Annotated in this window: 22 protein-coding genes and 1 tRNA gene; 11 read left to right on the plus strand and 12 right to left on the minus strand. The window is 39.2% G+C overall.

The features are described 5' to 3' along the window. Positions 1-70 precede the first annotated feature (70 nt). From porV to recG, 4 genes are all read right to left on the minus strand, one after another. Complete coding sequence (porV, locus tag ACYVFA_RS22285) at positions 71-1,264, minus strand: type IX secretion system outer membrane channel protein PorV (RefSeq protein WP_460474080.1); 1,194 nt, start codon at positions 1,262-1,264, stop codon at positions 71-73. A gap of 100 nt (positions 1,265-1,364) precedes the next feature. Further along, positions 1,365-4,802, minus strand: coding sequence for a type IX secretion system sortase PorU (gene porU, locus ACYVFA_RS22290; RefSeq protein ID WP_460474081.1), 3,438 nt, complete (start codon positions 4,800-4,802; stop codon positions 1,365-1,367). A 7-nt stretch (positions 4,803-4,809) separates the two neighbouring features. Beyond that, complete coding sequence (locus ACYVFA_RS22295) at positions 4,810-5,523, minus strand: SprT-like domain-containing protein (RefSeq protein WP_460474082.1); 714 nt, start codon at positions 5,521-5,523, stop codon at positions 4,810-4,812. Between the two features lie 175 nt (positions 5,524-5,698). Beyond that, entirely contained in the window at positions 5,699-7,804 is a 2,106-nt protein-coding gene (recG, locus tag ACYVFA_RS22300; protein WP_460474083.1) for an ATP-dependent DNA helicase RecG, read from the minus strand. Between the two features lie 91 nt (positions 7,805-7,895). Here recG and ACYVFA_RS22305 point away from each other — a divergent pair. The 5 genes from ACYVFA_RS22305 (at position 7,896) to ACYVFA_RS22325 (ending at position 12,246) form a co-directional block, all read left to right on the plus strand. After that, positions 7,896-7,971: transfer RNA gene (locus tag ACYVFA_RS22305), tRNA-His, on the plus strand. A gap of 237 nt (positions 7,972-8,208) precedes the next feature. Next, a complete protein-coding gene (locus ACYVFA_RS22310; protein WP_460474084.1) occupies positions 8,209-9,441 on the plus strand; it encodes a tail fiber domain-containing protein in 1,233 nt (410 codons plus the stop codon). A gap of 167 nt (positions 9,442-9,608) precedes the next feature. After that, on the plus strand, positions 9,609-10,379 hold the full coding sequence (locus ACYVFA_RS22315; protein ID WP_460474085.1) for a GNAT family N-acetyltransferase: 771 nt from the start codon (positions 9,609-9,611) through the stop codon (positions 10,377-10,379). 23 nt (positions 10,380-10,402) lie between these two features. Continuing rightward, complete coding sequence (locus tag ACYVFA_RS22320; protein ID WP_460474086.1) at positions 10,403-11,146, plus strand: hypothetical protein; 744 nt, start codon at positions 10,403-10,405, stop codon at positions 11,144-11,146. A gap of 83 nt (positions 11,147-11,229) precedes the next feature. Next, positions 11,230-12,246, plus strand: a complete 1,017-nt coding sequence (locus ACYVFA_RS22325; protein WP_460474087.1) for an energy transducer TonB — start codon at positions 11,230-11,232, stop codon at positions 12,244-12,246. 92 nt (positions 12,247-12,338) lie between these two features. On the opposite strand, the gene ACYVFA_RS22330 is transcribed toward ACYVFA_RS22325, so the two are convergent. Then, on the minus strand, positions 12,339-13,319 hold the full coding sequence (locus ACYVFA_RS22330) for an acyl-ACP desaturase (protein ID WP_460474088.1): 981 nt from the start codon (positions 13,317-13,319) through the stop codon (positions 12,339-12,341). Between the two features lie 135 nt (positions 13,320-13,454). On the opposite strand from ACYVFA_RS22330, the gene ACYVFA_RS22335 reads away from it, so the two are divergent. Beyond that, positions 13,455-14,201 carry a lysophospholipid acyltransferase family protein gene (locus ACYVFA_RS22335; protein WP_460474089.1) on the plus strand — a complete coding sequence of 249 codons (747 nt, stop codon included), beginning with the start codon at positions 13,455-13,457 and terminating at the stop codon, positions 14,199-14,201. A 223-nt stretch (positions 14,202-14,424) separates the two neighbouring features. Here the strand turns inward: ACYVFA_RS22335 and fabD are convergent, their stop codons facing one another. The 3 genes from fabD to ACYVFA_RS22350 all read right to left on the minus strand — a co-directional run bounded on the left by fabD (position 14,425) and on the right by ACYVFA_RS22350 (position 17,732). Next, positions 14,425-15,318 carry an ACP S-malonyltransferase gene (fabD, locus tag ACYVFA_RS22340; RefSeq protein ID WP_460474090.1) on the minus strand — a complete coding sequence of 298 codons (894 nt, stop codon included), beginning with the start codon at positions 15,316-15,318 and terminating at the stop codon, positions 14,425-14,427. A gap of 30 nt (positions 15,319-15,348) precedes the next feature. Continuing rightward, positions 15,349-15,894, minus strand: a complete 546-nt coding sequence (locus ACYVFA_RS22345) for an SPOR domain-containing protein (RefSeq protein ID WP_460474091.1) — start codon at positions 15,892-15,894, stop codon at positions 15,349-15,351. 209 nt (positions 15,895-16,103) lie between these two features. After that, positions 16,104-17,732, minus strand: coding sequence for an NADP-dependent glyceraldehyde-3-phosphate dehydrogenase (locus tag ACYVFA_RS22350; protein ID WP_460474092.1), 1,629 nt, complete (start codon positions 17,730-17,732; stop codon positions 16,104-16,106). Positions 17,733-18,191: 459 nt separating this feature from the next. Here ACYVFA_RS22350 and ACYVFA_RS22355 point away from each other — a divergent pair, with 459 nt between their 5' ends. From ACYVFA_RS22355 to ACYVFA_RS22365, 3 genes are read left to right on the plus strand one after another with little or no spacing between them, the layout of a single operon-like run. Next, entirely contained in the window at positions 18,192-19,025 is an 834-nt protein-coding gene (locus ACYVFA_RS22355; RefSeq protein ID WP_460474093.1) for a 1-acyl-sn-glycerol-3-phosphate acyltransferase, read from the plus strand. A 35-nt stretch (positions 19,026-19,060) separates the two neighbouring features. Continuing rightward, positions 19,061-19,795, plus strand: a complete 735-nt coding sequence (locus ACYVFA_RS22360; protein ID WP_460474094.1) for a 3'-5' exonuclease family protein — start codon at positions 19,061-19,063, stop codon at positions 19,793-19,795. 20 nt (positions 19,796-19,815) lie between these two features. After that, positions 19,816-20,277 (plus strand): protein-disulfide reductase DsbD domain-containing protein, encoded by a 462-nt coding sequence (locus tag ACYVFA_RS22365; protein WP_460474095.1) that lies wholly within the window; start codon positions 19,816-19,818, stop codon positions 20,275-20,277. 77 nt (positions 20,278-20,354) lie between these two features. On the opposite strand, the gene nagB is transcribed toward ACYVFA_RS22365, so the two are convergent. The 3 genes from nagB to ACYVFA_RS22380 form a co-directional block, all read right to left on the minus strand. Further along, positions 20,355-22,277, minus strand: a complete 1,923-nt coding sequence (gene nagB / locus ACYVFA_RS22370; RefSeq protein WP_460474096.1) for a glucosamine-6-phosphate deaminase — start codon at positions 22,275-22,277, stop codon at positions 20,355-20,357. 173 nt (positions 22,278-22,450) lie between these two features. Next, positions 22,451-23,344 (minus strand): PIG-L family deacetylase, encoded by an 894-nt coding sequence (locus ACYVFA_RS22375; protein ID WP_460474097.1) that lies wholly within the window; start codon positions 23,342-23,344, stop codon positions 22,451-22,453. 388 nt (positions 23,345-23,732) lie between these two features. Continuing rightward, the gene (locus tag ACYVFA_RS22380) at positions 23,733-23,954 is read right to left on the minus strand and encodes a hypothetical protein (protein ID WP_460474098.1); all 222 of its coding nucleotides are present in this window, start codon (positions 23,952-23,954) and stop codon (positions 23,733-23,735) included. Positions 23,955-24,372: 418 nt separating this feature from the next. On the opposite strand from ACYVFA_RS22380, the gene ACYVFA_RS22385 reads away from it, so the two are divergent. Together ACYVFA_RS22385 and ACYVFA_RS22390 are read left to right on the plus strand one after the other, a co-directional pair. Beyond that, on the plus strand, positions 24,373-24,666 hold the full coding sequence (locus ACYVFA_RS22385) for a putative quinol monooxygenase (protein WP_460474099.1): 294 nt from the start codon (positions 24,373-24,375) through the stop codon (positions 24,664-24,666). 45 nt (positions 24,667-24,711) lie between these two features. After that, positions 24,712-24,924: a hypothetical protein gene (locus tag ACYVFA_RS22390; RefSeq protein WP_460474100.1), complete on the plus strand. Its 213-nt coding sequence runs from the start codon at positions 24,712-24,714 to the stop codon at positions 24,922-24,924. 1 nt (position 24,925) lies between these two features. Here ACYVFA_RS22390 and ACYVFA_RS22395 read toward each other — a convergent pair whose 3' ends face one another. Continuing rightward, positions 24,926-25,789 carry a helix-turn-helix domain-containing protein gene (locus ACYVFA_RS22395; protein WP_460474101.1) on the minus strand — a complete coding sequence of 288 codons (864 nt, stop codon included), beginning with the start codon at positions 25,787-25,789 and terminating at the stop codon, positions 24,926-24,928. Between the last annotated feature and the right edge of the window lie 29 nt (positions 25,790-25,818).

The raw sequence follows: 25,818 nt of genomic DNA on the forward strand, positions 1-25,818 counted from the left end.
AAACAAAAACCTCACAAGTTTTTTAAAACTGTGAGGTTTTTACTTATTATTATCGTATAAATCTTTTGTCTTACTGGTTAGCTCCTTCTTCTGATGGGTCGCTTACTTTCTTCGATTGCATATCGAAAATCAAGGAGATACGCCATGTATTAGCGAGTGCGCTACCTTGTGAAACCGGAATCAGATATGCGAAATCTATACCATAACTATTTTTTAATCTTAAGCCTAAGCCGGTGGTTACATATTTATCACCGCCTTTGAAATTGCTTTGCATGAAATATCCACCACGAACAGCAAATACATTCTGATACCAGTATTCTACGCCTAGTGAAGCTGTGAATTCTCTTAATTCTTCTTTAAAACCATCAGGAGCATCAGCAAATGAAGAAAATATAGCCTGAATAGAGCCTACATCTGCCGGATTTTTACCTTTGATGATGTTTCCGTTAGTATCTCTCAACGGAGGTGTAGGAACTAATAATTTATTTACATCAGCCAAAAAATTAAACTGATTGTAGCTGTCTATTCTATAATTTAAATTACCACCTAATTTAAGATTGGTAGGTAAGAAATAACGCTCTTTACCATAGTTGATTTTACCACCCAGATTCTGGATCACGGCCCCCCAAGAGAATGCAGCACCTTTCTCACGGTTTCTCACAGTTGGCGAGTCATTCATATAGAAAAACGAAAGGTCACCGGCTACTGTATTACCTGGCTTACTGGCCACATTGTTAATTACCTGAGAGCCAATCAGATTAGAGTGAATATATTTGATATTCAGACCCATACCCATATCTCTGTTCAATTTGCGACTATATCCGGCAGTAATATTCAAGTCTCTTGACTGGAAAGTACCGGTAGTTTCGCCAAACATATTGGTAAATTCAAATTTACCCTGATTAAAATAGGTCATTGATAAACCTAAAACCTGATCTTTGGCAACTTTCTTGAAAAGAGCTGCATGAAGAAGCCCCATATCATCTACTAAATCTCTTAACCATGGAGTGTATGAAACGGTTGAGCCAAGGCTACGGTCAAGGAATGGTAATTTCGCTGAATTCCAATACATAGAGTTGGCGTCGGGTGTAGAAGCTGCCCCAGCATCACCTAAAGCTGCTCCTCTTGAATCGGGTGAAAAAGTAAGAAACGGAACAGCAGTAGATATGACTCTCTTTGCGGAAGAGGCATTTACTTGTGCTTGTGCCGAAAGAGAATTGATTAAAACTAAACTTGCCAAAATGGCCAATAATTTGCTTTTCATGAGAGCGTTTTTTTCATTCTACCCAAAAATGGGACAATAAATGTAATGTATGTATTGGATTCTGTTGATTTAAGGCATCAAATATAACAGATTTTATCATTTACTTCCAAAATACTAATTTTCCGGAGGAGTAAGTTTTTATTCTATGGTTTAATAATTTAGCAGTAATTCGGTAAAAATAAGTACCAACAACCCAATCCTGAGGGTCAATATTCATGCCAATATTCAGTGTGCTAAGGCATGAATAACATAACTCTGACTGCTCAAAAATTGTTCTGCCCGATTTGTCAAAAACCTTGATTTCAAACTCAATATCCTCCCCCTCAGCATTGTGTTCAATCAGAAAACTGGTTGCTCCCTGAAAAGGATTAGGGTAATTATATGCTTGCAATAACCTGAATTTCTGGTTCTCTACTATGAACTCTAACGATGCTTCCGAGGAATTATTATAGATGTCCCAGATTTTTAATTTAACGGTAAAGACCCCTGCCGGAAGCTTACCAAAGGCGTATTTCAGTATGCCTTTCGTATAATCCTCGTCACTCATAAAGTATTGATTAACAATAATTTGCAAAGTGTCGTTGAGCGTGAGTAACATTTCGTGACCGATTCCGGCCTGAGACAAATTTATGCCGCTTTCGTCAGAAATCCGAGCTTCCAGTACATTATTTCTATCTACAAATAATTCAATTTCAGGGCCTTTATTATCGGTACTTGTAATGGTCTCACTACCACCTACAAATATCCTTTCAAAACTCCCGATGGCATCACTACTACTATCCGCTAAAACCGCATAACAATTGATTTTCCCTTGTCCTATCTGATAATTAATGTCTTTAGGAACAATGAAATTGACCGAGAACGCTCCATTTTTAACTGCTACCTTACCCTCGAAAATTTTATTCTGATAAATCTGGTAAGTGAATTTATCGGTCTTTTGCCCTAAAGTAGTGACTGTTGAGGGTTTATCGAAAACAGAAACAATTACGTAACCATTAAAATCAGTTTTTGGTTTATCCGTACCTGCCTCTTGTATAATTCCTTCAATATTTACCTTTGCCAGGGCTTTCAGTATCTGGTTATCAGGGCTCTGGTTATTGATTTTTGTAATAGTTACTTTATCTGACGGATACGCTAACTTCATAGAAGGGTCGCCTAACAAAGAAAAATTACGGTTATTGACTCCGCTTAGCGAGTTATTCTTCGTATCTCTGAAAATATCTCCCAGCCGCCAGCTCAGCTTCTGTTTCTCTAAGACGAAAGCGGAGTAAAATGCGTTGTTTAGCAAAAAATTTGTATAAGAATAAACCGGTCGGGTAGTAGTCAATAAGCCAATGGCTCCACCCCTTGGGCTAAGCATGGCTATCTCAGCACCAGATACCACCGATGGGTCGTCGAAGCGTCCGAAAGAGCAGGTAGCTGTCAGAAACAAAGGCATATTGCCTAAATTTCTCCAGGTTTCTATCTGTTCAGTAGTCAGGATTTTTTCTTCTGTCCACCCATCCGGACCACCATGTCCGCTGTAATTTATTATCAGACTTCCCTCATTAACTGCCTGATTCAATGATTTATTTGCATCAGGTGCGATTGTGCCTGTGGATGTGGAAATCTGCTTGAAATTATCTACATAAATTTTATTGAGGAAGATATTCTGATCCTGTACGCCAATCAAATTCGCAATTCTATCTGCATCTTCCTGATGGATATTTCCGTCGCCATCATCCGCCACAAAACTTATTTTTCCACGCCAGCGGCCAATGGTTTTGGCATTATTCGCATAATAAATCAGCTTATCGACTACGTTTTTTGCATCTTCAACCGATTTTGCCGGAAGTCGGCCTACACTAATGTCTAAGGTATGGTTCCCTTGGTTATTCTCTATCCATTCGCCCTCATTGGTTTCAAGAAATCCTAAATAATCATCCGACGAAAAACTGAAAATCGGATTCAAAGATTCCCGGCTTTCGTAAGTAGGAATGTATAGGTTCGGATTAACGTATGAAAACTGGTTATTGTTTTTATAATCATAGGTAGCATCGGCAAATAAAAGCAGATACTTAAATTTAGCCGGATTTTTTAGCCATAAATAACGGGCAAAATCACGAATGGCACTTAAATCAGGCTTGCCGGAAGCAAATTCATTATAGACCTCGCCAATAGTAACTACTATTACCGACAGTTTATCATTTGTTCTTCTGAATTCTGCTAGTCTATCGGCCTGTGCTTTCCATTCGGGCAAGGTAATAATCAATAAATCGGGGACTTCCACCTCATGCAGATTCTGATTTGCTATTGCCTGAATCGTAGGGGGTTCTATTACGTTTTTATCCGAGAATAATACAAAGGTTTTTAAAATACCTTGTGTATTTACGCCAAAGCTGGCCTCCGAACCATTTGAGGTATAAGCTATATTATCAGGTACTTGTGTATTAGTAATATCCCATATTTTAGATTGGACATTTGCCTGCGTTATTTTAAATTGTGTACTGGCATTGTTTACACTCTCTAAAGACCTTATCAAGGTTTGGGACTCATAAAATTGCAAATTTCTCTTCGACTGAATCTCAAAATAATTGAGATATGCTGTCGCTGATGATTGATTCCCTTTGTTGAAAGTATAAGTTAGTTTAAGGGCAGTTGAGTTGGGGGCATTAGTCGTGAAAGAGGAAGTGTTTTCTGTGCCTTTCAGGTCATAAATACCCTTTGCATCATATTGTCCTGCTCTGATAGGGTCAAATGCCTGATTTCCTATTGCAGTATTATTCAGTTTCAAACCCATCTGTGTAGATACATAAGCTGTTCCGACGGCAGAGGAGGTAATTCTTATAGGCAAATCAGCCACTAAACCCTCAATTGTCTGGTCGAAAGATAATTCAGTATTGATGCCAAAGGCTTCGCCATACCATTCTCTACCTGAGCCACTCAACTCTTTTGCCCCTGAGCTTATCAGGTTTTTCTGGTCGATTTCATGAAATCTGAAATCATCAAATGTGGTGACGATTTGCGTAGACTGAAATGTTGAACCATTCTTTACTCTTAATCCTTTTGTATCGGCTATTGTCAGAAAATAGAAGGTTGAATCTGAGTAATAGTTGTTCTGATGCCTTAATCGTTGTGCGTTAGCATCATAAGATACTGTATGCGGGCTTTCGGCATAGAAAAGCACATAATCGTTATCATCAAACTTGCCGTCAGTCTCACCGACTACTTCAATAGCGTTTTCTATTAAATCGTTTGGTCGGGGTTGATTATTTGCCTGGGGTAATAAGGCACCCCCATTGCCATATAGTCGGATATTCTGCGGATTGATTTTGCTGACATCAATTCCTGCCTTTCTCAGAAAAGCAGCATTGATTTTATGAACACCTGTTTGGGTAGTAGCAATTCTGTACCAACTACCCTTGCTTAAAACCGAAGATTGTGCCTGAATGAATTGAGGGGATAACAAGCCAATAAAGCCAATAAAAAGCCATCTCCGATATTTTAGGGAGTTGGATAAAATGCTGAAAGTGACCTTATTTAAGTAGTAAAGATTCATTCATTTATTACATATCTACTAAATCGACCCTTGCGGTGGCCAGAATAGTATATCTTCGTTTGCTGCTACGCTCCATGCACAAAACACGCGTACGTCGTTTTTCTAGTCTTTGAAATACTGTGTTTCGGAAAGTAAACCATTGATTATCGCCGACTTCTGACAATAAGATGCCGCTTTTTTCTGCTAATTCAAAACCCTGCAAAGCTCTGGCCAATGGTGCATAACTCACTGACGATGCCGCAGGATTACTCATATAATGTGTCAAAGGAACTAATACTGTTTCAGGAAAAACGTTTGGATTGAGGATTGGTGACATCAGCAACTGGAAATTTTTTTTCCATTCTTTGCCATGCGGCTGAATTTTCCGGCGTGATTTACCTAACCAGGCCCTTTGATGGGCAATCTCGTGAACATAGGTTATCACAAAAGCATATTGGCTCAGGTCGTTATTAACCGTGATTTTATGTTGACCGTCTTTAAATATATAATTACCAAAACAAGTACTGCGTGAGCGTGAAATCTTGAACGAAAAAGGCTGTTCTTTCCACAAAGTAAAACAATAGTCTACCGCATGAGCAGGTACGTGCCTGGTGAGCATTTCGTGCATTTTTTGAGCTACCTGCGGTGTATAAGTATTCACCGGAGGAGTTGCCGCAACAGGCGGAGGTGCTGGTTCCTGAAAATTCTTTTTAACTATCTTAAATAACTGGGAAAGGGACATGGAAAACACTTTTTATCAAAATTAGCAGATAAAATCTATAATTCACTCTTTTGTCTAACAACAAAAACTAGTAGATTTCTAGTATTCAGGTTTATCTTATTTAGGAAACAAAAATAAGCCAATAATTATTTCATCAGTGCTATTAAAATATGATTTTACGGTTAATTAATCCGATTTAGCTGATTCTGCTCCAGTTGGTTTCGTTGCTACGCAGGTTTTGTATATGATGCCTGATAGGTGCATTTTCGACACTTTGAATGTCGGGGTCATGTTCCAGTATTTCCATCGCTGCTTCGCGGGCATATTTCAATATCTCGCCATCTTTGGCAAGGTCGGCTACTTTTAAATCTAACATACCACTTTGTTGGGTGCCCGCCATATCACCCGGCCCTCTCAATGACAAATCAACCTCCGAAATCTCAAACCCATTATTGGTGCGCACCATGGTTTCTATGCGGGTACGGGTTTCTTTGGCTATTTTATAATCGGTCATCAGAATACAATACGATTGCTCAGCACCTCGGCCTACACGTCCTCTTAACTGATGTAGCTGCGATAAGCCGAAACGGTTGGCACTTTCAATCACCATTACTGAGGCATTGGGTACATCGACACCCACTTCAATAACCGTAGTGGCCACCAATATCTGAGTTTCTTTATTTTTAAAGCGCTGCATTTCGTAATCTTTCTCTTTCCAACCCATTTTGCCGTGTACGATGCTCAGCATATATTCGGGGAAAGCTCTGGCGATACTCTCATAGCCATCCATCAGGTTCTTAAAAGAAAGTGTTTCAGATTCTTCAATGAGCGGATATACAATGTAAACCTGTCGGCCTTTGATGATTTCACTTCTCAGGAATTCGAATACCCGCAAACGGTCAGAATCATATCTATGAGTGGTTTGGATAGGTTTGCGACCCACAGGCAGCTCATCAATCATCGAAACATCTAAATCTCCGTAGAGTGTCATTGCCAGAGTCCGGGGGATTGGCGTGGCTGTCATTACCAGAATATGCGGTCTGAAATTCTGGTTTTTCTCCCATAATTTGGCTCTTTGTGCTACACCAAAACGGTGTTGTTCGTCGATAATACACAAGCCCAGATTCTTGAATTGTACGTAATCTTCTAACAAAGCGTGTGTGCCTACCAGAATATTGATACTACCATCTTCTAAACCCGCTGCAATGATTCGTCTCGCTTTTTTGCCCACAGAACCTGTCAGTTCGGCAATTTTTATCCCTATCAGATCTGCAAACCGTTTGAGATTCGTATAGTGCTGGTCGGATAGAATTTCGGTTGGAGCCATTAAACAAGCCTGTGCATTATTATCAATCGCTAATAGCATGGTAATAAAAGCTACAATCGTTTTCCCACTTCCTACGTCTCCTTGTAATAAGCGGTTCATCTGCTTACCTGACTTCAAATCCTCAAAAATCTCACGGATTACCCTTTTTTGCGCCCCTGTTAAATCAAAGGGTAGGTGATGCTGATAAAATTCGGTAAGTAGTTGGGTTTTGGTAAATATCTGTCCGGCATAATTCTCTCGTCTAATCAGCTTTTGCTTAATGAGGCGAAACTGGTTGTAGAATAATTCCTCAAATTTTAGCCGTCTTTTAGCTTGCTTGAGTGCTTCTGCATTTAATGGGATATGGATATGATAGATAGCCTCCTGCTTGGAGATCAGACGAAACTTCTGAATCAAAGACTTCGGTAGTGTTTCGTGGATATGCTGTACTGCCGATTCCAACAGGGTTTTCATCCATCGGCTTATCTGCTTGCTGTCTACATATCGTCTGCGGATTTTGTCGGTTAAAGAATACACCGGTTGGAAATAGCCCCCTCGTGCATTTTCTGGTGTCAGCACATCCATTTCGGGGTGACCAATCTGCCACCTGCCATTAAAACTGGTCGGCTTGCCATAAACAATATAATCTCCTTGCAGGTGTAAGGTTTTTTCCAGGAAATTAATACCCTGAAACCAGGTCAGTTCCAGAATTCCTGTACCATCCGTAAACTGGGCGACTAATCTTTCTTTAGAGCCCTCGCCCATGCGTTCCCAGGAGCGTAAACGGCCTTTAATCTGGGCGCCGGGCATGGCCTCGTTGAGTTCGCTGATGCGATGAAATTCTGTGCGGTCTTCGTGTCGGAAGGGGTAATATTCTATTAAATCACCAAAAGTAAAGATATTCAGTTCCTTGTTGAGGAGTTCGGCTTTTACACTACCTACACCCTTCAGGAATTCGATTTTTGTATCAAAAAAAGATGTTCTTCGCTCGCTCATAATCCCTAATTTAGTAGTAAGGGCAAAATTGAGCAAATTTTTTTTGATTTTTCATAAAAAAGCCTTTACATTTGCAGTCTTAATACAGGACGGAGGTCTTAGCTCAGTCGGTTAGAGCGTCGGATTGTGGTTCCGAAGGTCGTGGGTTCGAGCCCCATATTCCTCCCTTAATGATTCCCCTTGAAACTTTGGTTTTGAGGGGATTTTGTTTTTATCTGCTCTTCAAATAAGCTTTAATAGGTCGGATTCTTTTCTCTGCTTACCGTTTAGTAAATAATTGAGTTGCCCTTTGTCCAAAGGTTTGCATTTAGCTATTTTCGTTTTTTGCAATCAGAACTCCTGCATAAATCATCTCATTTCTAAACGCAAGTCCTTCCTTAAAGGAGACTGGAAGGCAAACACACATGAAAAATTATACTTTTTTACTATTCTTTATCAGCTGTACAATTACTCATGCACAAATTTTTACAGAAGGAGCCAACGACGGAGCAATTACTATTACGCCTAAAGGTTTGCGTGGAAAAACCAATAGTGCTTCGGAGGCTTCGAATGTTGCTGTAGGAAATAACGCTCTTTTAGTTAATACAATAGGTTATTATAATGTGGCTATAGGAGAATTGGCACTTTCGGGCAATTTAGATGGATATTTGAATACAGCTGTTGGAAGTAATACGCTTTTAAACAATACTTCAGGTCATCATAACAGTGCATATGGGGCTGGCGCTCTTAAGCTTAATACAACAGGTATTTATAATACAGCCATTGGTGAAAGGGCCTTAGAAAATACCTCTGAAGGATACTTCAATACCTCTCTTGGTTCAGCGGCACTTTATAATAATACTACAGGAGTATCTAATACAGCCAATGGTACTTTTGCATTATATAGCAATAAAATTGGCAGTTATAATACTGGCATTGGCGAAAGAGCTCTTTTTAAGAATATAAGTAGCTTAAATACAGCAGTAGGGTATTACTCTCTCTATGAAAATACTTCTGGCGGGAGTAATACAGGTACCGGTTATTATGCATTAAATAATAATACTACAGGAGCTGGTAATACGGCATCAGGATATTCGGCCGGATCAAATAATACGGCTGGAAACTATAATACATTTATTGGATATCAGGCCAATTCTTCTGTCACTGTTAGTAATTCCACCGCCATAGGCAGTGGGGCTAATGTAGATGCTTCTAACAAGGTGCGTATTGGTAATAGCTCGGTTACAGTAATAGAAGGGCAGGTGGCTTATACTTATCCATCAGACAGACGTCTGAAAGAGAATATTGTTTATACTGACCGATTGGGGCTTGATTTCATTTCACGATTAAAAACGGTTTCATATTCGTATATCAGTGATAAAACCAAGGTGCGCCATGATGGATTTATTGCTCAGGATATTGAGCAAGTAATGAAAGACCTGGGAGTGCCGTTTAGTGGACTTAAGAAAACAGAAGAGGGGACTTATTCATTGGCTTACTCGGATTTTATTATGCCATTGGTTAATTCGGTGAAAGAATTAAAACAGCAGAATCAAAAACTGGAGCAACAAAACGCTAGTATATTAAAACAACTAGACGAACTCAAAGCAATGGTTCTACAAGTACAAAATGATAAACAAACCAGTGCTAGTAAATAAAGATATAGGGGCGGGGTTATAGCAATATAGCCTCGTTTTATATATATGCTATTAGGCTTTCTTAACTCTAAGATTCCTGCATTCACTTCTACTCTACAAAAAAGTAAGGCCATAAACACAATAAAGAGGGGCTTGATTCAATTATTGAATTTTAGCTACTACCTATTATGCACTTCAAAGCCACCCAAGTCCATTTAAAAGATATTCTGCCCTATCGCGATTTATATCTGCAGGAAATGAACCGACAAATCAGATATAATGCCTGCCATGAACGTGGCTGGTCAGATTCTTATCTTTTGTATGCGGACGAAGCGGTGATTGGCTATGGCTCTATAAAAGGACAGGAGATTGCAGATAGAGATACCATTTTTGAATTTTACCTGCTTCCCTTACATCAACATCTGGCTAGCCGTGTTTTTTCTGTTTTATTAGAAATTTCCCATGCGAAATATATCGAGCCGCAGAGTAATGCCTTATTGCTTACTACGATGCTTTATGAATTTGCTACCAATATACGGGCTGATGTGATTTTGTTTGAAGAAGATAGAGTCACTTCTTTATCAGTTCCTGGGGTAGTTTTTCGTTCAAAAGAAGCGTATGAAGCAACCTTTGGTAAAAAGGTAGAAGATGGGAGTGGCTATGTATTGGAGTCTGAGGGGACTATTGTAGGTTCAGGAGATTTTCTATTGCATTATAACAAACCTTTTGCAGATTTGTATATGGAAGTAGCTGAAAGCCACAGAAACAAAGGCTTAGGTTCCTACCTGATACAAGAATTAAAAAAAGTATGTTATCTGGCAGGCAGAATTCCGGCAGCCCGATGCAATATTCAGAACAGAGCTTCTAAAGCAACTTTATTGAAAGGCGGTTTAAGAGTAGCTGGTTGTATGTTGCTTGGGGAGGTAAAAAGAGAAGAAAATAATAAAAGTAATCACTAAATCGCTCATTCACTCAATAGATTATGACATACAACATTCTAAACGGCGATGCCTTAGCAAATTCTTTCGGGGAGGCCGACATTGCAGGCGAAATTGTCAGTACAAGAGAGGCTTTAATTGATGGAAGCCTGGCAGGAGATACTTTGGCTGAATTCTGGCAAAACAGAGCTGATAGCTTGGGCGTTAGTTTAGCGGAATATCAATCTTATTCGGTTAGCGAGTTTAATAAAATATTGCATGCGCCAGATGGCTCAATATTCAACCTTTGGTTTGGATATGATTTGTTTTGTCAGGCCAATGTCTGGTTTGTGTTGTCGTTGATTGATAGTTTACAGATTCAGAAAGAGGTATATATGGTTTATCCGACTTTTTTGGCGGAAGCCGACATCTGGAAAGAATTTGGACGTGCTGACGCTGACGATTTAAGGGTAAGTTTTTCAAATAAAGTTCGTTTTGAGGAAGAAGATTTTCAATTAGCGAGAGAATTGTGGCAAGCTTATAGGAATCAGGATTTGCTTACTTTGTCAAAACTTTCAGAAAGAAAATCGATTTGTTTTCCGCATTTACTAGAGGCTTGTCAGGCACATATTGAGCGTTTTGCAGTAGATGGCGCCCTAAGCCGACCGGAACGTGTGTTGACTGATATTCTTCAAAAAGGAGAAACGGACTTCTATAAAGTGTTTAGTCAGTTTAGCGAGCAAGAGGGAGTATATGGCTTTGGAGATTCACAGCTAAAACCTATTTATGATAAACTGGTGGCTCAATAAGGAATGGTTTTAAACAAAAAAATCAGCCTGTTTATGCCGATTTTTTGCTGTTTTTATTAATTTCGTTTACAAAATTTATCTGTATGCTTAAGACTTTGTTTTTGGTTTGTTTGTCGTCGGTGGCTTTTGCGCAAAACATCAGGCAGAATGTAATTGGAGATTGGATAAAAGAAAATATTCAATTAAGGGATGGAAGTCCGATTTTAGATAAGAGTGTAAAGGATATTCAACTGCGCTATATTTTTGATAAAAGCGGCACTTCGCGCGTAGTATATGATGGAAAAGCCGGAGACCGATCTTATCGGATAAAGCATGATACGCTCATCGTAGGCAATGATACTTTCTATAAAGTAGAGCAAGCCAGCGATATTAAACTGGTTTTACAACAAATCACTTCTGATTCGGCAAGTGCTTTAAAAATTACTTTTACGCCAGCGCATTTATATAATATCGGGTTTGTACCAGAGAAATATCGCACCAAAGGTGGAGATACTATCTACGTGTATAAGCCTAATTATCTGGAGCCTTTCTTTATGGATGCGGAGATGAATGCCAGCCAATACATTTCAGAAATCTTCGATTTTCCCGAATTCAGAACGGGTGATTTTTATACAAGATTCATTATCACTGCCGTCGGAGAGGTAAAAGGGATTGAGATTCTAAGAACAACCAATGACCGCTATAATAATAAACTGATTGCAGCCATTAAGCGAACAGAGGGGAAATGGAAACCTGCCATATGGGAAGGAAAACCAGTAAATGTGGAGGTAATGATGGGCTTTGATTTCGGATGGACAGAAAAACAGGCAGGGCAAAATTCTTCATCCACACAGGAAACGGAACAGGAAAAAATACAGGAATCAAATGAGTTTCTGGCAGAAGGGAAATATAATCTGACTTTGAAGAATTATAATGAAGCCATCAAAAACTATACGTGGAGCTTGGATAAAAATCCTTTAAATATTGATGCTTATTATGGCAGAGCCAGTGCCTATGCCATGAAAAAAGATACGAAAAAGATGTGTGAAGACTTATTGCAATTAAAGAACCTGCAACAAGCCAAGGGCACAGAGTTATGGAATAAATTTTGTAATAAATGAGTGATTGAGCGAATGAGTGATTTAGTTATTGAAAAATGAGTTATAAAAAACTAATCACTCATTCACTAAATCGCTCATTCACTCAATGATATTTACGAGGCTATCCAGCTGAATTCGTATTCTAAAGTAGGTACTTTTGTGCGTTCTGCTACTCTTCTTAAACGGGCTGGTAAAGCCATCAGATAATCTCTGGCTTTTTCGCCTGCATCATTCAGGCTGCTTATGCTGGCTATTTTCCATTCGTCTAATAAAGAATCCATGATTTCGATATAGTCCATCGTGGTATAAACACCCAGACGTTGCGCTGCATCAGAGAAGTGCGAGAATGTTTGCCCGATTTTTACGCCTGATTCACGCAAAAAGTGCGCCGGCATTACAATTTTCTTTTTCATCATATCTTCAAAGGCTAACATCATTTCTGATGGATCTACTTCAAAAATATTGCTGATAAAAGTCTTATAGGCTTTGGCATGACGCATCTCGTCAGAAGCAATCACTCCGCACATTTTAGACAATAAATTATTGCTGTATTTTTTGGCTAAAGTAGCCGTACGGCGGTGCGAAATATTGGTGGCTAATTCCTGAAAAGACGTATAAACGAAGTTACGGTAAGGGTCACGGCCTGTGCCAATATCAAAGCCATCGGCAATCAGATATTGAGTTGAGGTTTCCATGGCGCGCATATTTACCCGGCCTGACAGGTACAAGAATTTATTCAATAAATCTCCATGGCGGTTCTCTTCGGCTGTCCATCCACGCACCCATTTTGCCCAACCGTTTGGTTCATCTACCTGATCAATTCCGACTACATCTACTAACCATGATTCGTAGGTTGGCAAGGCTTCTTCAGTGATGGTGTCGCCGATTAATACCGCTATATAGTCGTATGGCAATTCTCTGGCATTTTCTTGTATCAGTTTTACTTCTTGAAAAAAGTTTTCGTTTGTTGCGTCAGGAAGAAAGTCTGATGGCTGCCAATTAGTCTCGATAGGTTTCAGGAATTCGTCAAAAAAATAGTCAATTTTTTGTCCGACAAACTTCATTACCTCTAATCTTGAATTGGATAATTCCATGATAATATCTTTTAAAGCTCTGTTATTTATAAAAACGACACAAGTTAAATCTTATTTAGCTAAAAACAGTAAAATATTGAGTCAATTTGTGATAGAAACCTTTTTCTGCCTATTTTTGCACAAAAAGAAAATTGCATGAAAAAGATTCTTGATTACATATTGAGTGTTGTTTATTTACTCTATTTTGGACTATTATTAGTTATTTTTCATGTGGTTCAGGTGATTGCTTTTAATGTTTTTGGCAAGAAAGCCCATAAAAAATCAGTTGACATCTTTAATCTGGCGCTTAATACGAGTTATTATTTAACGGGTTCAACTGTTCATTTCAAACAATTAGAAGAATATCCGACCGACCGACCTATTATCTTTATAGCCAATCATCAAAGCACTTTTGACATTCCGGGCATTATCTGGTACCTCAGAAAACACCAACCCATTTTTGTATCTAAACAAGAATTAGCCAGAGGGATTCCGGCTATCTCCTATAACCTACGCAAAAGTGGTGCCGCCCTTATTGACCGTAAAGATGGCAAGCAGGCAGTGTCTGAAATTCTACGATTAAGTAAGTATATTCATGAGAATAATTTCTCGGCTGTTATCTTCCCGGAAGGAACCCGTTCGAGAACAGATGAAATGAAAGCGTTTGCCGAAGGCGGTATTTCAGCCTTGTTAAAAAGGGCACCTAACGCTTTGGTAGTACCTGTAGCTATTCAAGGTTCTCGTAGGTTTAATCCTACTAATGGAATGTTTCCATTAACTTCTTTTTCAAGATTATCATGGACAGCTTTGAAAAGTATAGAACCTAAAGGAAAGACTACTAAGGAAGTAGCTGATGAGGCGCGAGCGGCGATACAGGCCGTTTTGGATGGGAAGATTGGGTAGTTTGTAAGGGTTAAGCTATAAAGAAAGAGACGCAGGGAGCCTACGTCTCTTTTATATTTATAAATGGTTTCCCACCTCGCCTGCCTGTGACGGTGAATAAATTCACCGGCTAAGATAACAAAGGTATTTTTTCTTACATATGCGGACTCAAGTCTGCATTATGTTACAATAATAATTATTCCTTTGTTAATTTGGAGCACTTTGGTCGGTTCTATGCTACAATTTATAACGCCGCCCCAGCAGTCTCCACCTCTGGTGCAATTTTCTTTACTAATCCTTGCAAAACCTTGCCCGGGCCGCATTCTACGAATTTGGTGGCGCCATCTTCTACCATGTTTCTAACAGATTGTGTCCAGCGTACAGGTGCTGTTAATTGAGCAATCAGATTCGCTTTGATTGTACCAATATCTGTTGATGGCAATGCATTGACATTCTGATAGATTGGGCAGGTAGGGGTTGAGAATGTTGTGTTCTCAATGGCTTTTGCTAATTCTTCGCGAGCTGGTTCCATTAAAGGTGAATGGAAGGCTCCTCCAACCTGTAAAACTAAGGCTCTTTTTGCTCCGGCAGCTTTTAGTTCTTCGCAAGCAATATTGATTCCTTCAATACTTCCTGAAATAACCAATTGTCCCGGACAGTTATAGTTAGCGGCTACCACTACATTATCTGCTGATTTTTCGGTGATAGCGGCACAAATATCTTCTACTACTTTATCGTCTAAATTCAGAATAGCAGCCATTGTTGATGGGTTCAATTCACAGGCACGTTGCATGGCATCGGCTCTTTGCGCTACTAATCTTAAGCCATCTTCGAAAGACAAAGCTCCTGCGGCAACTAAAGCTGAAAACTCTCCTAAAGAGTGACCCGCTACCATATCAGGCTTGAAATCAGGGAGATTCAAGGCTAAGATAACCGAGTGAAGAAAGACAGCCGGTTGTGTAACGTTGGTTTGTTTCAGGTCTTCGTCTGAGCCCTCAAACATGATTTTAGTGATGTCAAAACCGAGTATTTCGTTGGCTTTATCGAAAAGCGCTTTGGCTTGAGGAAAATTTTCGTACAAGTCTTTGCCCATTCCACTGAATTGAGCGCCTTGTCCCGGAAAAACGTAAGCTGTCATAATAAGATTTATATATGGTCTGTTGGTTTATTATTTTGTCTGCATACTCTTGCGAATATCAATCCGCTCGGGCACAATCATCGCCATTGAATAGCGTTGACGAATAGTATTGTAGTATCTTTCAGCATCCATCCGGCTCGTGAAATCACCTGCTTTCAATCGATAAGTAGGCTGACTGAATGTAAGATATGTATTCATATCAGGGAAGTTCTGATAGATATACGATTTGGCCTCATCTACTTCTCGGCGTTCATTGCCTACATATACCTGAATTCTGTATCCGGCTGAATAGCGGATATTTTTATTATGCACCGACATAGAATCTAATGCCTTGTCAACTTGTTTGTTGACATTCATCGGAATCTCGTCTTTCACGGCATTATAAACATTGTCTCGGTTTATCTTGCCATCTTTGCTATCAATATCAGGTTTTTTATCGTAGGTCAGGCGCACGGCAGATAAATCTTCTTCGTATTCGCCAACTATGCCGCCTTTAGTAGGTGTGGCAGCTCTTTTACAAGAATAAAAAACGCCCGTCAGAAAAAGACAAAATACTACTTTGGTGAGAATCTTCATAGGTTTTTGTTTTTAATTGGGGTTTATTTTAAGAGAATGTATCAATCTGCTTTACTAGAAATTTCGTCAAAATTATAAAAATATTCTTTTTACAAGATATAACCCATTTAAACTTATTTCTGTTTGCTAAAAAACGCCTGATAAGAACTAATATTTCAGGCAGAGGCTAGAAGCATAAAAAAATGCCCCGTTTCAGCGGGGCATTTTTATTAGAAAATATATTTTGTAGACAAGAAATGGGAACTGTGGTCTTCTACAATTTCGTTGAAAATCTTTTTATTTTCAGCCGTTTCTTTGGTGGCTACTACTGTTCTGATTGAGAATGCTCTTAGTGCATCTTCTACCGAAAGCGTACCTTCTGCCGAGTCTTTTCGTCCGGTGAATGGGAAGGTATCAGGCCCTCTCTGGCATTGGGCGTTTATATTTACACGGCTTACCTGATTTACCAAAGGGTCTATCAGATTGGCAATCTGGTCTGAGTGTGTGCCAAAGATACTTACTTGCTGGCCATGCGAAGAATTTATCAAATACTGAATCGGCTCTTCTACGTCATCAAACGGTACTACCGGAATCAACGGGCCAAATTGTTCTTCTGAGTAGACTTTCATTTTATCATTAACCGGATATAAAACTGCAGGGTAGAAGAATGAATTAACTACTGTGCCACCGCTTTCGTTTATAACATCAGCACCATTGGCTTTGGCATCTGCAATACATTCGGTCAGATAAGCTGGTTTGTTAGGCTCTGGTAAAGGAGTAAGATTTACGCCTGCTTCCCAGGGCATACCAAATTTCAGTTTCTCTAGTTCTTCTGTAAATCTGTTCAGGAATTTCTTCGCGATAGAGCGGTGTACCCAGATAATTTTGATAGCCGTACAACGTTGACCATTGAATGATAACGAGCCCAGGATACATTCTTTAACGGCTAATTCTACATCGGCATTTTTTAATACGATCCCTGCGTTTTTAGCATCCAAGCCTAAAACTGCTCTCAAACGATTAAGTTTAGGGTGCATTTTCTTTAAGTCATTCGCTACTTTGCTTGAGCCAATCAGGGTAAGAATATTGATTTTGCCACTTTGCATAATGGGCGGGATTACATTTGCCCCACGACCATAGATCGTATTAACCACCCCTTTAGGGAAACATTCTTTAAATGCCTGCAGCATCGGGTAATGCAAAAGCGTACCATGTTTTGGTGGCTTGAAAAGAATGGTATTGCCCATCAGAATAGCCGGAATAAGGGTAGTATAGGTTTCGTTTAATGGATAGTTGAATGGACCCATACAAAGCACTACGCCAAACGGTGAACGACGGATTTGTCCGATAATACCCTGCTCAATCTTGAATCTTGAAGAGGTACGGTCTATGTCTTTCAGGCAATCGATGGTATCGTATATATATTCAACAGTTCGGTCAAATTCTTTGATTGAATCAGCCAAAGACTTTCCGATTTCGAACATCAGCAGGTTTACGATGGCTGTTTTCTTTTCCAACATCTTCTTTACGAAGTTCTCCATGCAGGCAATGCGCTCAGCTACACTCATAGTTGGCCATTCACCACGGCCACTGTCAAACGCTTTAATGGCAGCGTCCAGGGCTTCCATAGCTTCGGCGGTATCACCAATCGGAAAACTACCGATGTACTTGCTTTCGAATTGGCCGTCTGCTCCTTTCACATATACAGGTGAGTACACATCCTGCGTTGCACCTGTCCATTGGCGCATTTCACCACCGACTAAATACTCTCTCTGGTGAACTGGTTCAATCTGATAAGCTTCCGGAATCTGGTCGGCAGTAGGAAAAATCGCCGTGATTTTCTCTTGTAGGTTATTCATGTTGTTTCTTTGGCTTATGAGTAGTTTTAAATAATAGAATCCGACGCTTGTAAGGGTATCTTCAGTCAGAAAAACACTATCTAAACATCCTCTGGTGAAGTTTTGTTGTAAAACTGCGACGAAATTACAGCCCTCAATAACAAAACCAAAGAGAATTTAATTTTTATGAAATATTGGACAAAATACTACTAGTCTATGTTAATCCAATACTAATCTGCCTGAATACTTGGAGATAACCGTATTTCTTCGGAATTTTGAAGGATTTTATGAAGATTCACGAGATAAACTCTCATTTTATTTGTAGCTATAATAAAAACCTAAAGATAGGTATGCATAGAGACAGGGCATTGCCCTGTCTCTACAAACCAAATAGGGCGTTTGCTAAAGAATATTTATTTTGCGAATCTTACTAAAATACGCTTACATAATTCTGTTGTATTACCTAAATAGACTCAAACATTGTTTTACGATTTTCTGAGAATCTTTTCTCCATTTCTTTTAAAGTTCTTTATCAAACGTATTGAATGGACTGGTTTAGAAAATATACCCAAAAAGGGAGCTGTAATGTTAGCTTCCAATCACTTCAATTCATTCTTTGATGCAGTAGTGCTTTGCGGGCATTATGAGCGCAGAATCTGGTCTCTGGCACGTGGGGATGTATTTAAGAAACCATTAGCAAAAAAAATATTGAATAGCCTTTATATGATGCCTATGTACAGGTTATCGGAGGGAAAGGAATATCTGGGGGATAATGACGACACTTTCAGAAAATGTATTGAATTGTTCAGAGATGGCGAGATTGTCTTGATATTTTCGGAAGGGCTATGTACCAACCAGACCAAATTATTACCCTTGAAAAAAGGTACAGGCAGATTGGCGCAAAAGGCCTGGGGTGATAATATGGATGTGACTGTGGTTCCAGTTGGAATTACCTACAATAACTATAATAAATTTGGTAAAATAGTTAAAGTAAATATCGGTGAGCCTTTACAAAAAGAAGAATTGCCGGAAGATGCGTCTGAGGGCTTATTCCTGAAAGAGTTCAACCGCATCTTAAGTGAGAAGTTAACCAAATTGATTGAAGTGCCATTGCCAAAGGCTAGCTTCTGGAAAAATCCTTTCTACTATATCGGTCGGGTTGTTAATTTTCCGGTTAATTTTCTGGCTGAGTCGGTTTCAAGAAAGGTTACCCGTGGCTCGGTTTTCTTTGATTCGATAACTGGTGGAATAGTGATGTTTGTTTTGCCTGTTTACTGGATTTTAGTGGCATTAATCCTTTATTTTGTGTTATAAATTGTGTAAATTTGTTAGAAAATACACACAATCTAATGACAGAAAATATAGTCAAACAGCTTAAGAATATTCTATTTATAGATATTGAGACAGTATCTCAGGAAGCCCATTTCGATGCACTGGATACCCGGTTAAAACCGTTGTGGCTTAAGAAAGCAAGTTATTTTCAGAATACGGATAATCTTCCGGATGAAGATGTCTATTTCAAACGTGCATCTATCTACGCCGAGTTTGGTAAAATTATTTGTATTGGTATCGGTGGCATTTATTTTGATGATAATGATGAGCCAACGCTTCGTGTAAAGATGATTCGTGGAGAATCAGAAGCTGAGATTTTAAAGCAATTCAAAACGATTGTTGAGAAACATAAAGCAGGCTCTCACCTGATGCTTTGTGCGCACAATGGCAAAGAGTTTGACTTCCCGTACATTTGCCGCCGTATGCTGGTTCATGGCATGGCATTGCCTAAGGTTTTGCAGGTATCAGGCAAGAAACCCTGGGAAATACCTCATCTTGACACCCTAGACCTTTGGAAATTCGGTGATTACAAGCATTATGTATCATTAGATTTACTGGCCCTGATTTTTGATATTCCTGATAGTGAAAATGAAGCAAGTGGCGACCAGATTAATCAGATTTATTATATAGAAAAAGACATGGCCAGAATTGAACGATATTGCGCAAATGATGTTAAAGTATTAGCCCAGCTATATATGAAAATGAATAATTGGTCGTTAATCAATGAAAACAACATAGAAGTAATTTTATAGTATCCATATTTTTTAAACGCATGAAAAAAGCCCTTTTTATATTGTTATTTGCCTCTTCACTGGCAGCCTCGGCACAGATTCTTAAACCTGCTAAATGGACATTTACTCCATCAAAAACTTCTGCTAAAGTAGGCGAAACTATTGATTTGGTTTTTACGGCAAAGATTGACGAAAACTGGTATATGTATTCGTCTGAACTAAAAGTAGATGGGCCATTGCCAACTACTGCTAATTTTACCAAAAACGATACTTATACTTTGGTTGGCAAATTGGTGCCTGTGAAACCGAAAGAGAAATTTGATGATATCTGGGGTGGTAAAGTGCAATACTTTGAGCATGAAGCCAAATTTATTCAGAAAGTTAAAGTTATGAAGGCTAATCCGGTAATTGAGGGCAAAATCGAATGCCAGACTTGTACAACCAAAGATGGCAAATGTGTGCCGAATAAAGATAAATTCAAGTTTGACGTAAAAACGATTTAAATTGAATCAAATATATCAATGAAAAATGCGCTTGATTGTGAAATCAAGCGCATTTTTCATTGATATACTACTAAGAATTAAAACTTCCATCTCACAAAAGCTTCCATTGCTTCGTATTCTGCAAGACCTAATTTGTTATAAAGGCCTGCTGTACCTCTGTTGCGCTCTTCAGCACGTTGCCAGAACTCGCGGGCATCAGTTCCCTGGAATACCACACCATCTTTTTGTGACTGGTGTTTGAAGATACCCATACGTTTTTGGAGCACCTGATCTGGCGACATTGGTACTGCCATTTCGATTTCATGAATATCCCACTCAGCCCAGGCACCACGGTATAACCATACCCAACAATCTTTCATAAAGTTCTTGTGTTTCAAGCCTTCGATAGCGGCAAAAATAGCATCCAGACAAACTTTATGTGTGCCATGAGGATCGGCTAAGTCTCCGGCAGCGTATAGCTGATGTGGTTTTACTTCTTCTATCAGTTCAGCTACTACCTTAATATCGTCTGCTCCTAAAGGTTTTTTCTCAATACGACCTGTTTCATAAAAAGGCATATCCAGGAAGTGTACATTTGACTCAGGAATACCTACAAAACGGCAGGTAGCTTTCGCCTCACCTCTACGTATCAAGCCTTTTACATATCTTACGGCAGCGGTATCAACATCACTGTCTTTCTTGTTTTTCAAGAACTCTTGTGCCTCACTAAATAAAGCCTGTGTTTCTTTATTTTCGATGCCGAATTTATGGTTAAAGTCAACCACGAAATCAATAAAGCGGATAGCTTCGTCGTCAGCTACGGCAATATTACCCGAAGTCTGGTAGCCAATGTGTACATCGTGCCCCTGGTCAACCAGACGTTGGAATGTGCCACCCATTGAGATAATGTCATCGTCTGGGTGAGGGCTAAAGATAATCACACGTTTTTTGGCAGGTAAAGCTCTTTCCGGACGATTGGTGTCGTCAGCATTTGGTTTACCACCCGGCCAGCCCGAAATCGTATGTTGTAGTTGGTTAAATACATCAATGTTGATTTCGTAGGCTTGTCCGTGTTGCGCCAACAAATCACTTAAACCATTATCGTTATAATCTTTATTCGTTAATTTCAGGATAGGGATACCTAATGAAAGCGAAAGCGTAGTAACGGCCTTTTTCACCATTTTGCTTGTCCACTCTACATCTTCAACCATCCAAGGCGCTTTCATACGAGTCAACTCCGATGCTGCTCTTTCGTCAATCACAAACATCGCATTCGGATGTGTCTGTAAGTACGAAGCAGGTACCGATTCTGTTACTCTGCCCTCTACGGCTTCTGCAATCACCGGTGCTTTTCTTTCACCCCAGGCTAGTAGCACTACTCTTTTCGCATTCAGAATTTTAGATACTCCAAGGGTAATGGCTTTTTTAGGAACTTTTACCAGACTACCGCCGAAATCTGAGGCTGCTGCCACACGTGTTGAGTGGTCGAGCATCATCAGACGAGTTCTTGAATTAATCAATGAACCCGGCTCATTGAAACCGATATGGCCATTGGCACCGATACCCAACAACTGAAAATCAAGACCGCCCATGGCATCTATTTTTCTCTCATATTCATCACTAAAATCTTTTACCTTACTGGCTGGAACAGTGCCATCGGGGATGAAATAGTTTTCTTTCGGAATATCAACCTTATCAAAAAGTTGCTCTTTCATGAAACGAACATAACTTTGCAAAGAGTCAGGCTCCATCGGAAAGTATTCGTCAAGGTTAAAAGAGACTACGTTTTTAAAGCTCAGATTTTCTTCTTTGTGCATACGCACTAATTCGGCATATACTGATTTAGGAGACGAGCCCGTAGCTAAACCCAACACACATTGTTTTCCTTGTTTTTGTTTTTCGCGAATCAAATCGGCAATTTCCTGGGCTACTGCCTTTGACGCTTCTTTTGAATCTTTGAAAATCTTGGTTGGAATCTTCTCGTAAGCAATAGGTTCATTTGTGATAATCTGCTGTTCCATTATGATTGTAGTTTTGTTTTAGCGGCACTAAACATGGAGAATTTTAGCAAATTTAAGGCTTTTCTGCTTACCATTGCACTTTTTTATGCGCCAAAGAGATTAATTTTTAAATTTTTTTAAAAATGTAAAACAGACACTTATTCAGTAAAACGGTTTACTATCAGCAAATCTACCTATTTAGTAGGGAAACCGCTGCTCTTCAATTGTTCAAAAAAAGCCCGGGTCTTCTCAATGCTCTGTGCCCCATTGATTTCAAAATACCAGAATGTCTCCAATTCACCTTTGTGCATGGCAGCGTTCATATCTCCACTCTGCGATTTATGGCAGGCCTTTACCCAATCAGCTACTATCATATAGCTATGTTTGTTGTTTTCGCCAAAGCCATAAGAGCGGTCGAAATAATACACAGGTGCTTTTTCAAGAATATTGGTTTCGGGATAATTATCCAGGCCCATAAACTTATAATCAGAGTCTTTACCGGCCGATCTGCCACCTAAGACTATCGGTTTATTGGCGCCTTTATATCTTTGAGCTGCCCGTAATGCCATGATACTGGCAGTTTTATGATGGGCGTGCTGGCCGGCATCAGGTACTAAACAGAAAATAAAGTCGTATTTGCCTTGCTCTAATATTTTATCCAGTTTTTTCTCAATATAGCCTACATCCCAGCGCTCGCCTGATAAGAAAGGTTCGGGGTTCATCTGGTAGAAATCATCTATCTGGTCGAAGAAGTAAAAATTTCTGATGCCCATTACCTCACCTGAACAAAGCAATTCTTTTTTTCTGATTAAAGGCAGATAAGTTCTTCCGGTGGCCGAATCTGTCATGTTCTTTCCATAATAGCTTGAGGCCACTAAACCATTATATCCGCCTGATCCGTCGGTTATCAAAGCCACATCGGCGGTTCCTTTCATTTCATGCGTTACTTTAAAAACTGTTACCGGAAACATGGTTTCATCATCCGGGTGAGCGGTTATGATTAAGACTTTTGGGCCTTGACTATAGGTCTGGTAGCAAAAAAAGACAAGCGAAAGAGCAAAGCATAAGGCATGAGTAGCTTTTTTCATAGGTTAATACGTTAAATCTGGTTGAAAAGACTATTGATTAATTGTGAAACCGTATTTGAGTCAAAACCTGCCACATCTATATTCTTTCTGTCCACGAATCAATTCTGACTTTTGAAGACGGTGGCGAACAACTAATTTTGAATCATCAAACACAAACAATTAACAATCAAGTATAGCCAAATATTTTTTAAAAGCCATAAAAACTAATTACAAAAATCTTTACCAGCAGCTTTATTCTCAATAATTATTTGACAACATTCACTTGGCGCAAGAAATCACAGGCGTAAGATTACAAATATTCATTCTCATATTTTGTTTAGGTTAGGGGTTTGGAAACCTCCTGTAGCTTTGCCGCAGGAGGTTTTGGTTTTTATCGGCTTGTTCGAATTTAAGCTGAGAATGGCTGAGGTAAATAAGCCCAGAAAGTCGGCTGTGTTTCTAATTCCCGCCATTCTTCATCATAAAATAAATCGTCTTCGGTAGAATAATTTGCGAAGCAGGGTAGTTTACTTGTACCAAATTCTTCTGTATCAAATGATATAACAATAATGCGGTCTGGATCAGGATATGTTTCCTGGACACTATTCCATTCAATAGTTTTTGTAATCATCGAATAATTGCTTTTAAGTTCTAAGAAAATATTATTTAACACCAAAATCTCAAGCTACATTCACTATCAATTAATTTTGTAAACCTGCTTAGTTATAGTTCCCCAGTATTTCTTATTTGGAAGGCTTTTACTTTTTTTACCTGAAAAAAAGTAAACAAAAAAGCAGGCATCATTTAAACTCGTACAATTAAAAACCTATTATATCTCTTATTATAGCACAAACTCTCTCTCGGTTTTTAATCTTACTCAAACAGAAAATGATGTTTTAAGGTTACAATTTTTAGTTGTTATTTTAATTTTCGGAATGTATGAATAATAGCCGTGAATATACCGCATAATATATGTATTACAAAAGTTAATGGATAGGGTGATAAAATTGGAACAGAGCCTTGTATTATATTTGTAAAAAATGCTCCCTATGCTTATACGTTATGTAAGAATGACCTTTCAGGAAGATAAGGTGGAAGATTTCTTAAAGGTTTTTGAGAATTCGAGAGAACAGATAAGAGCCATGCAAGGTTGCCGGTATCTTGAATTAATGCGGGATATTAACCAGCCTGCTGTTTTCATGACCCATAGCCACTGGCTTTCGGAAGAAGATTTGAACAACTATCGCGATTCGGCGCTTTTTAAGACCGTATGGGCGCAAACAAAACCTCTATTTGCCGATAAACCAATGGCTTTTTCGGTGGAAAGTGTTGTGGTGGTGTAATTTTTGTTGTAAATTTTACGTTCCAATTGAAAACATACTGACCAAATGAAAAAAGTAGCTATTCTTGGTATCGTAGCTCTACTGGCTATCACCCCTGAATTTTCGCAAGCAGCAAGCATCGACACTAAAACTTCTGTTAGTGTCAAAAAAGAACTGGGCAAAGGCCGCAGAAAAAAAAGTGGCGCTTACAAAAAGAAAAAGGGCTTTATGTGGGGCTTGTTCAAAGGCAAAAACCAATGCGATTGCCCTAAGCATTAATCTATTCCAGGAACTTGGTTCTATACGTCAGCGGAGTTATCTTTTTGATAGCCTTAAACTGTCTGTTAAAGTTTGAAAGGTTATTAAAGCCACTTTCGAACGAAATCTCGGCTACACTCATTTTATCAGCCATCAATAATTTACAGGCGTGTTCGATACGTATTTCGGCAAGAAATTGCGAGAAGGTACGGCGTGTGCGTTTCTTGAAATAACGGCTAAAGGCCGACTCACTCATATTGGCCAGTTCGGCTACATCGCTTAGCTGAATTTCTTCCTGATATTTCAACATCACATATTCAAATACCTTATTCATCCGTGCCGAATCTACTTCGTTACGCAGTGAGATAGGGTTAGTTGTTAAATCCTGTTTATCTTCACTTTCTGCCAGAATGGTCAGAATCGAAATCATTTCCAACAAACGGCTCATGCCTTTCAGATTGGGCAGGTTCTTGAATTTTGGTTCAACTTTTTTTACTGTGTTTTCACCAAATGTTAAACCACGTTTAGAGCGCTCAAGCAAAGCTTTGATAGCCTGACTTTCAGGAACCTCCAGAAACTTATCTCCTAAAAAATCTTCCAGAAAATGAATAACTAATGAACGGGCTTTTAAACCTGAGTCTTTCACATAAAATTCTTCATCGTTCCGGTAATAATGCGGCAGATAAGAGCCAATCATACACAAGTCACCCGGGCCATAATCTGTAATGCTGCTACCAATAAACTTCTTACCCGTGCTTTCTAAGATTAGTACAATTTCATACTCCGGATGATAGTGCCACGGAGTAGGGAAAAAGGGGCATTCCTGCACATAGAGATTAAATGAATAATCGGCCGGATTGGATATTTTAAGTAATTGAGGTTTCATTTCTTTGGTCGCTATTAATGCCTGTTCAG

It is taken from the genome of Emticicia fontis (assembly GCF_054779675.1).

Excerpts from the sequence above, each read along its gene's own strand:
- porV (WP_460474080.1), bottom strand. The coding sequence starts at position 1,264 with ATGAAAAGCAAATTATTGGCCATTTTGGCAAGTTTAGTTTTAATCAAT.
- porU (WP_460474081.1), bottom strand. The coding sequence starts at position 4,802 with ATGAATCTTTACTACTTAAATAAGGTCACTTTCAGCATTTTATCCAAC.
- ACYVFA_RS22295 (WP_460474082.1), bottom strand. The coding sequence starts at position 5,523 with ATGTCCCTTTCCCAGTTATTTAAGATAGTTAAAAAGAATTTTCAGGAA.
- recG (WP_460474083.1), bottom strand. The coding sequence starts at position 7,804 with ATGAGCGAGCGAAGAACATCTTTTTTTGATACAAAAATCGAATTCCTG.
- ACYVFA_RS22310 (WP_460474084.1), top strand. The coding sequence starts at position 8,209 with ATGAAAAATTATACTTTTTTACTATTCTTTATCAGCTGTACAATTACT.
- ACYVFA_RS22315 (WP_460474085.1), top strand. The coding sequence starts at position 9,609 with ATGCACTTCAAAGCCACCCAAGTCCATTTAAAAGATATTCTGCCCTAT.
- ACYVFA_RS22320 (WP_460474086.1), top strand. The coding sequence starts at position 10,403 with ATGACATACAACATTCTAAACGGCGATGCCTTAGCAAATTCTTTCGGG.
- ACYVFA_RS22325 (WP_460474087.1), top strand. The coding sequence starts at position 11,230 with ATGCTTAAGACTTTGTTTTTGGTTTGTTTGTCGTCGGTGGCTTTTGCG.
- ACYVFA_RS22330 (WP_460474088.1), bottom strand. The coding sequence starts at position 13,319 with ATGGAATTATCCAATTCAAGATTAGAGGTAATGAAGTTTGTCGGACAA.
- ACYVFA_RS22335 (WP_460474089.1), top strand. The coding sequence starts at position 13,455 with ATGAAAAAGATTCTTGATTACATATTGAGTGTTGTTTATTTACTCTAT.
- fabD (WP_460474090.1), bottom strand. The coding sequence starts at position 15,318 with ATGACAGCTTACGTTTTTCCGGGACAAGGCGCTCAATTCAGTGGAATG.
- ACYVFA_RS22345 (WP_460474091.1), bottom strand. The coding sequence starts at position 15,894 with ATGAAGATTCTCACCAAAGTAGTATTTTGTCTTTTTCTGACGGGCGTT.
- ACYVFA_RS22350 (WP_460474092.1), bottom strand. The coding sequence starts at position 17,732 with ATGAATAACCTACAAGAGAAAATCACGGCGATTTTTCCTACTGCCGAC.
- ACYVFA_RS22360 (WP_460474094.1), top strand. The coding sequence starts at position 19,061 with ATGACAGAAAATATAGTCAAACAGCTTAAGAATATTCTATTTATAGAT.
- ACYVFA_RS22365 (WP_460474095.1), top strand. The coding sequence starts at position 19,816 with ATGAAAAAAGCCCTTTTTATATTGTTATTTGCCTCTTCACTGGCAGCC.
- nagB (WP_460474096.1), bottom strand. The coding sequence starts at position 22,277 with ATGGAACAGCAGATTATCACAAATGAACCTATTGCTTACGAGAAGATT.
- ACYVFA_RS22375 (WP_460474097.1), bottom strand. The coding sequence starts at position 23,344 with ATGAAAAAAGCTACTCATGCCTTATGCTTTGCTCTTTCGCTTGTCTTT.
- ACYVFA_RS22380 (WP_460474098.1), bottom strand. The coding sequence starts at position 23,954 with ATGATTACAAAAACTATTGAATGGAATAGTGTCCAGGAAACATATCCT.
- ACYVFA_RS22385 (WP_460474099.1), top strand. The coding sequence starts at position 24,373 with ATGCTTATACGTTATGTAAGAATGACCTTTCAGGAAGATAAGGTGGAA.
- ACYVFA_RS22390 (WP_460474100.1), top strand. The coding sequence starts at position 24,712 with ATGAAAAAAGTAGCTATTCTTGGTATCGTAGCTCTACTGGCTATCACC.
- ACYVFA_RS22395 (WP_460474101.1), bottom strand. The coding sequence starts at position 25,789 with ATGAAACCTCAATTACTTAAAATATCCAATCCGGCCGATTATTCATTT.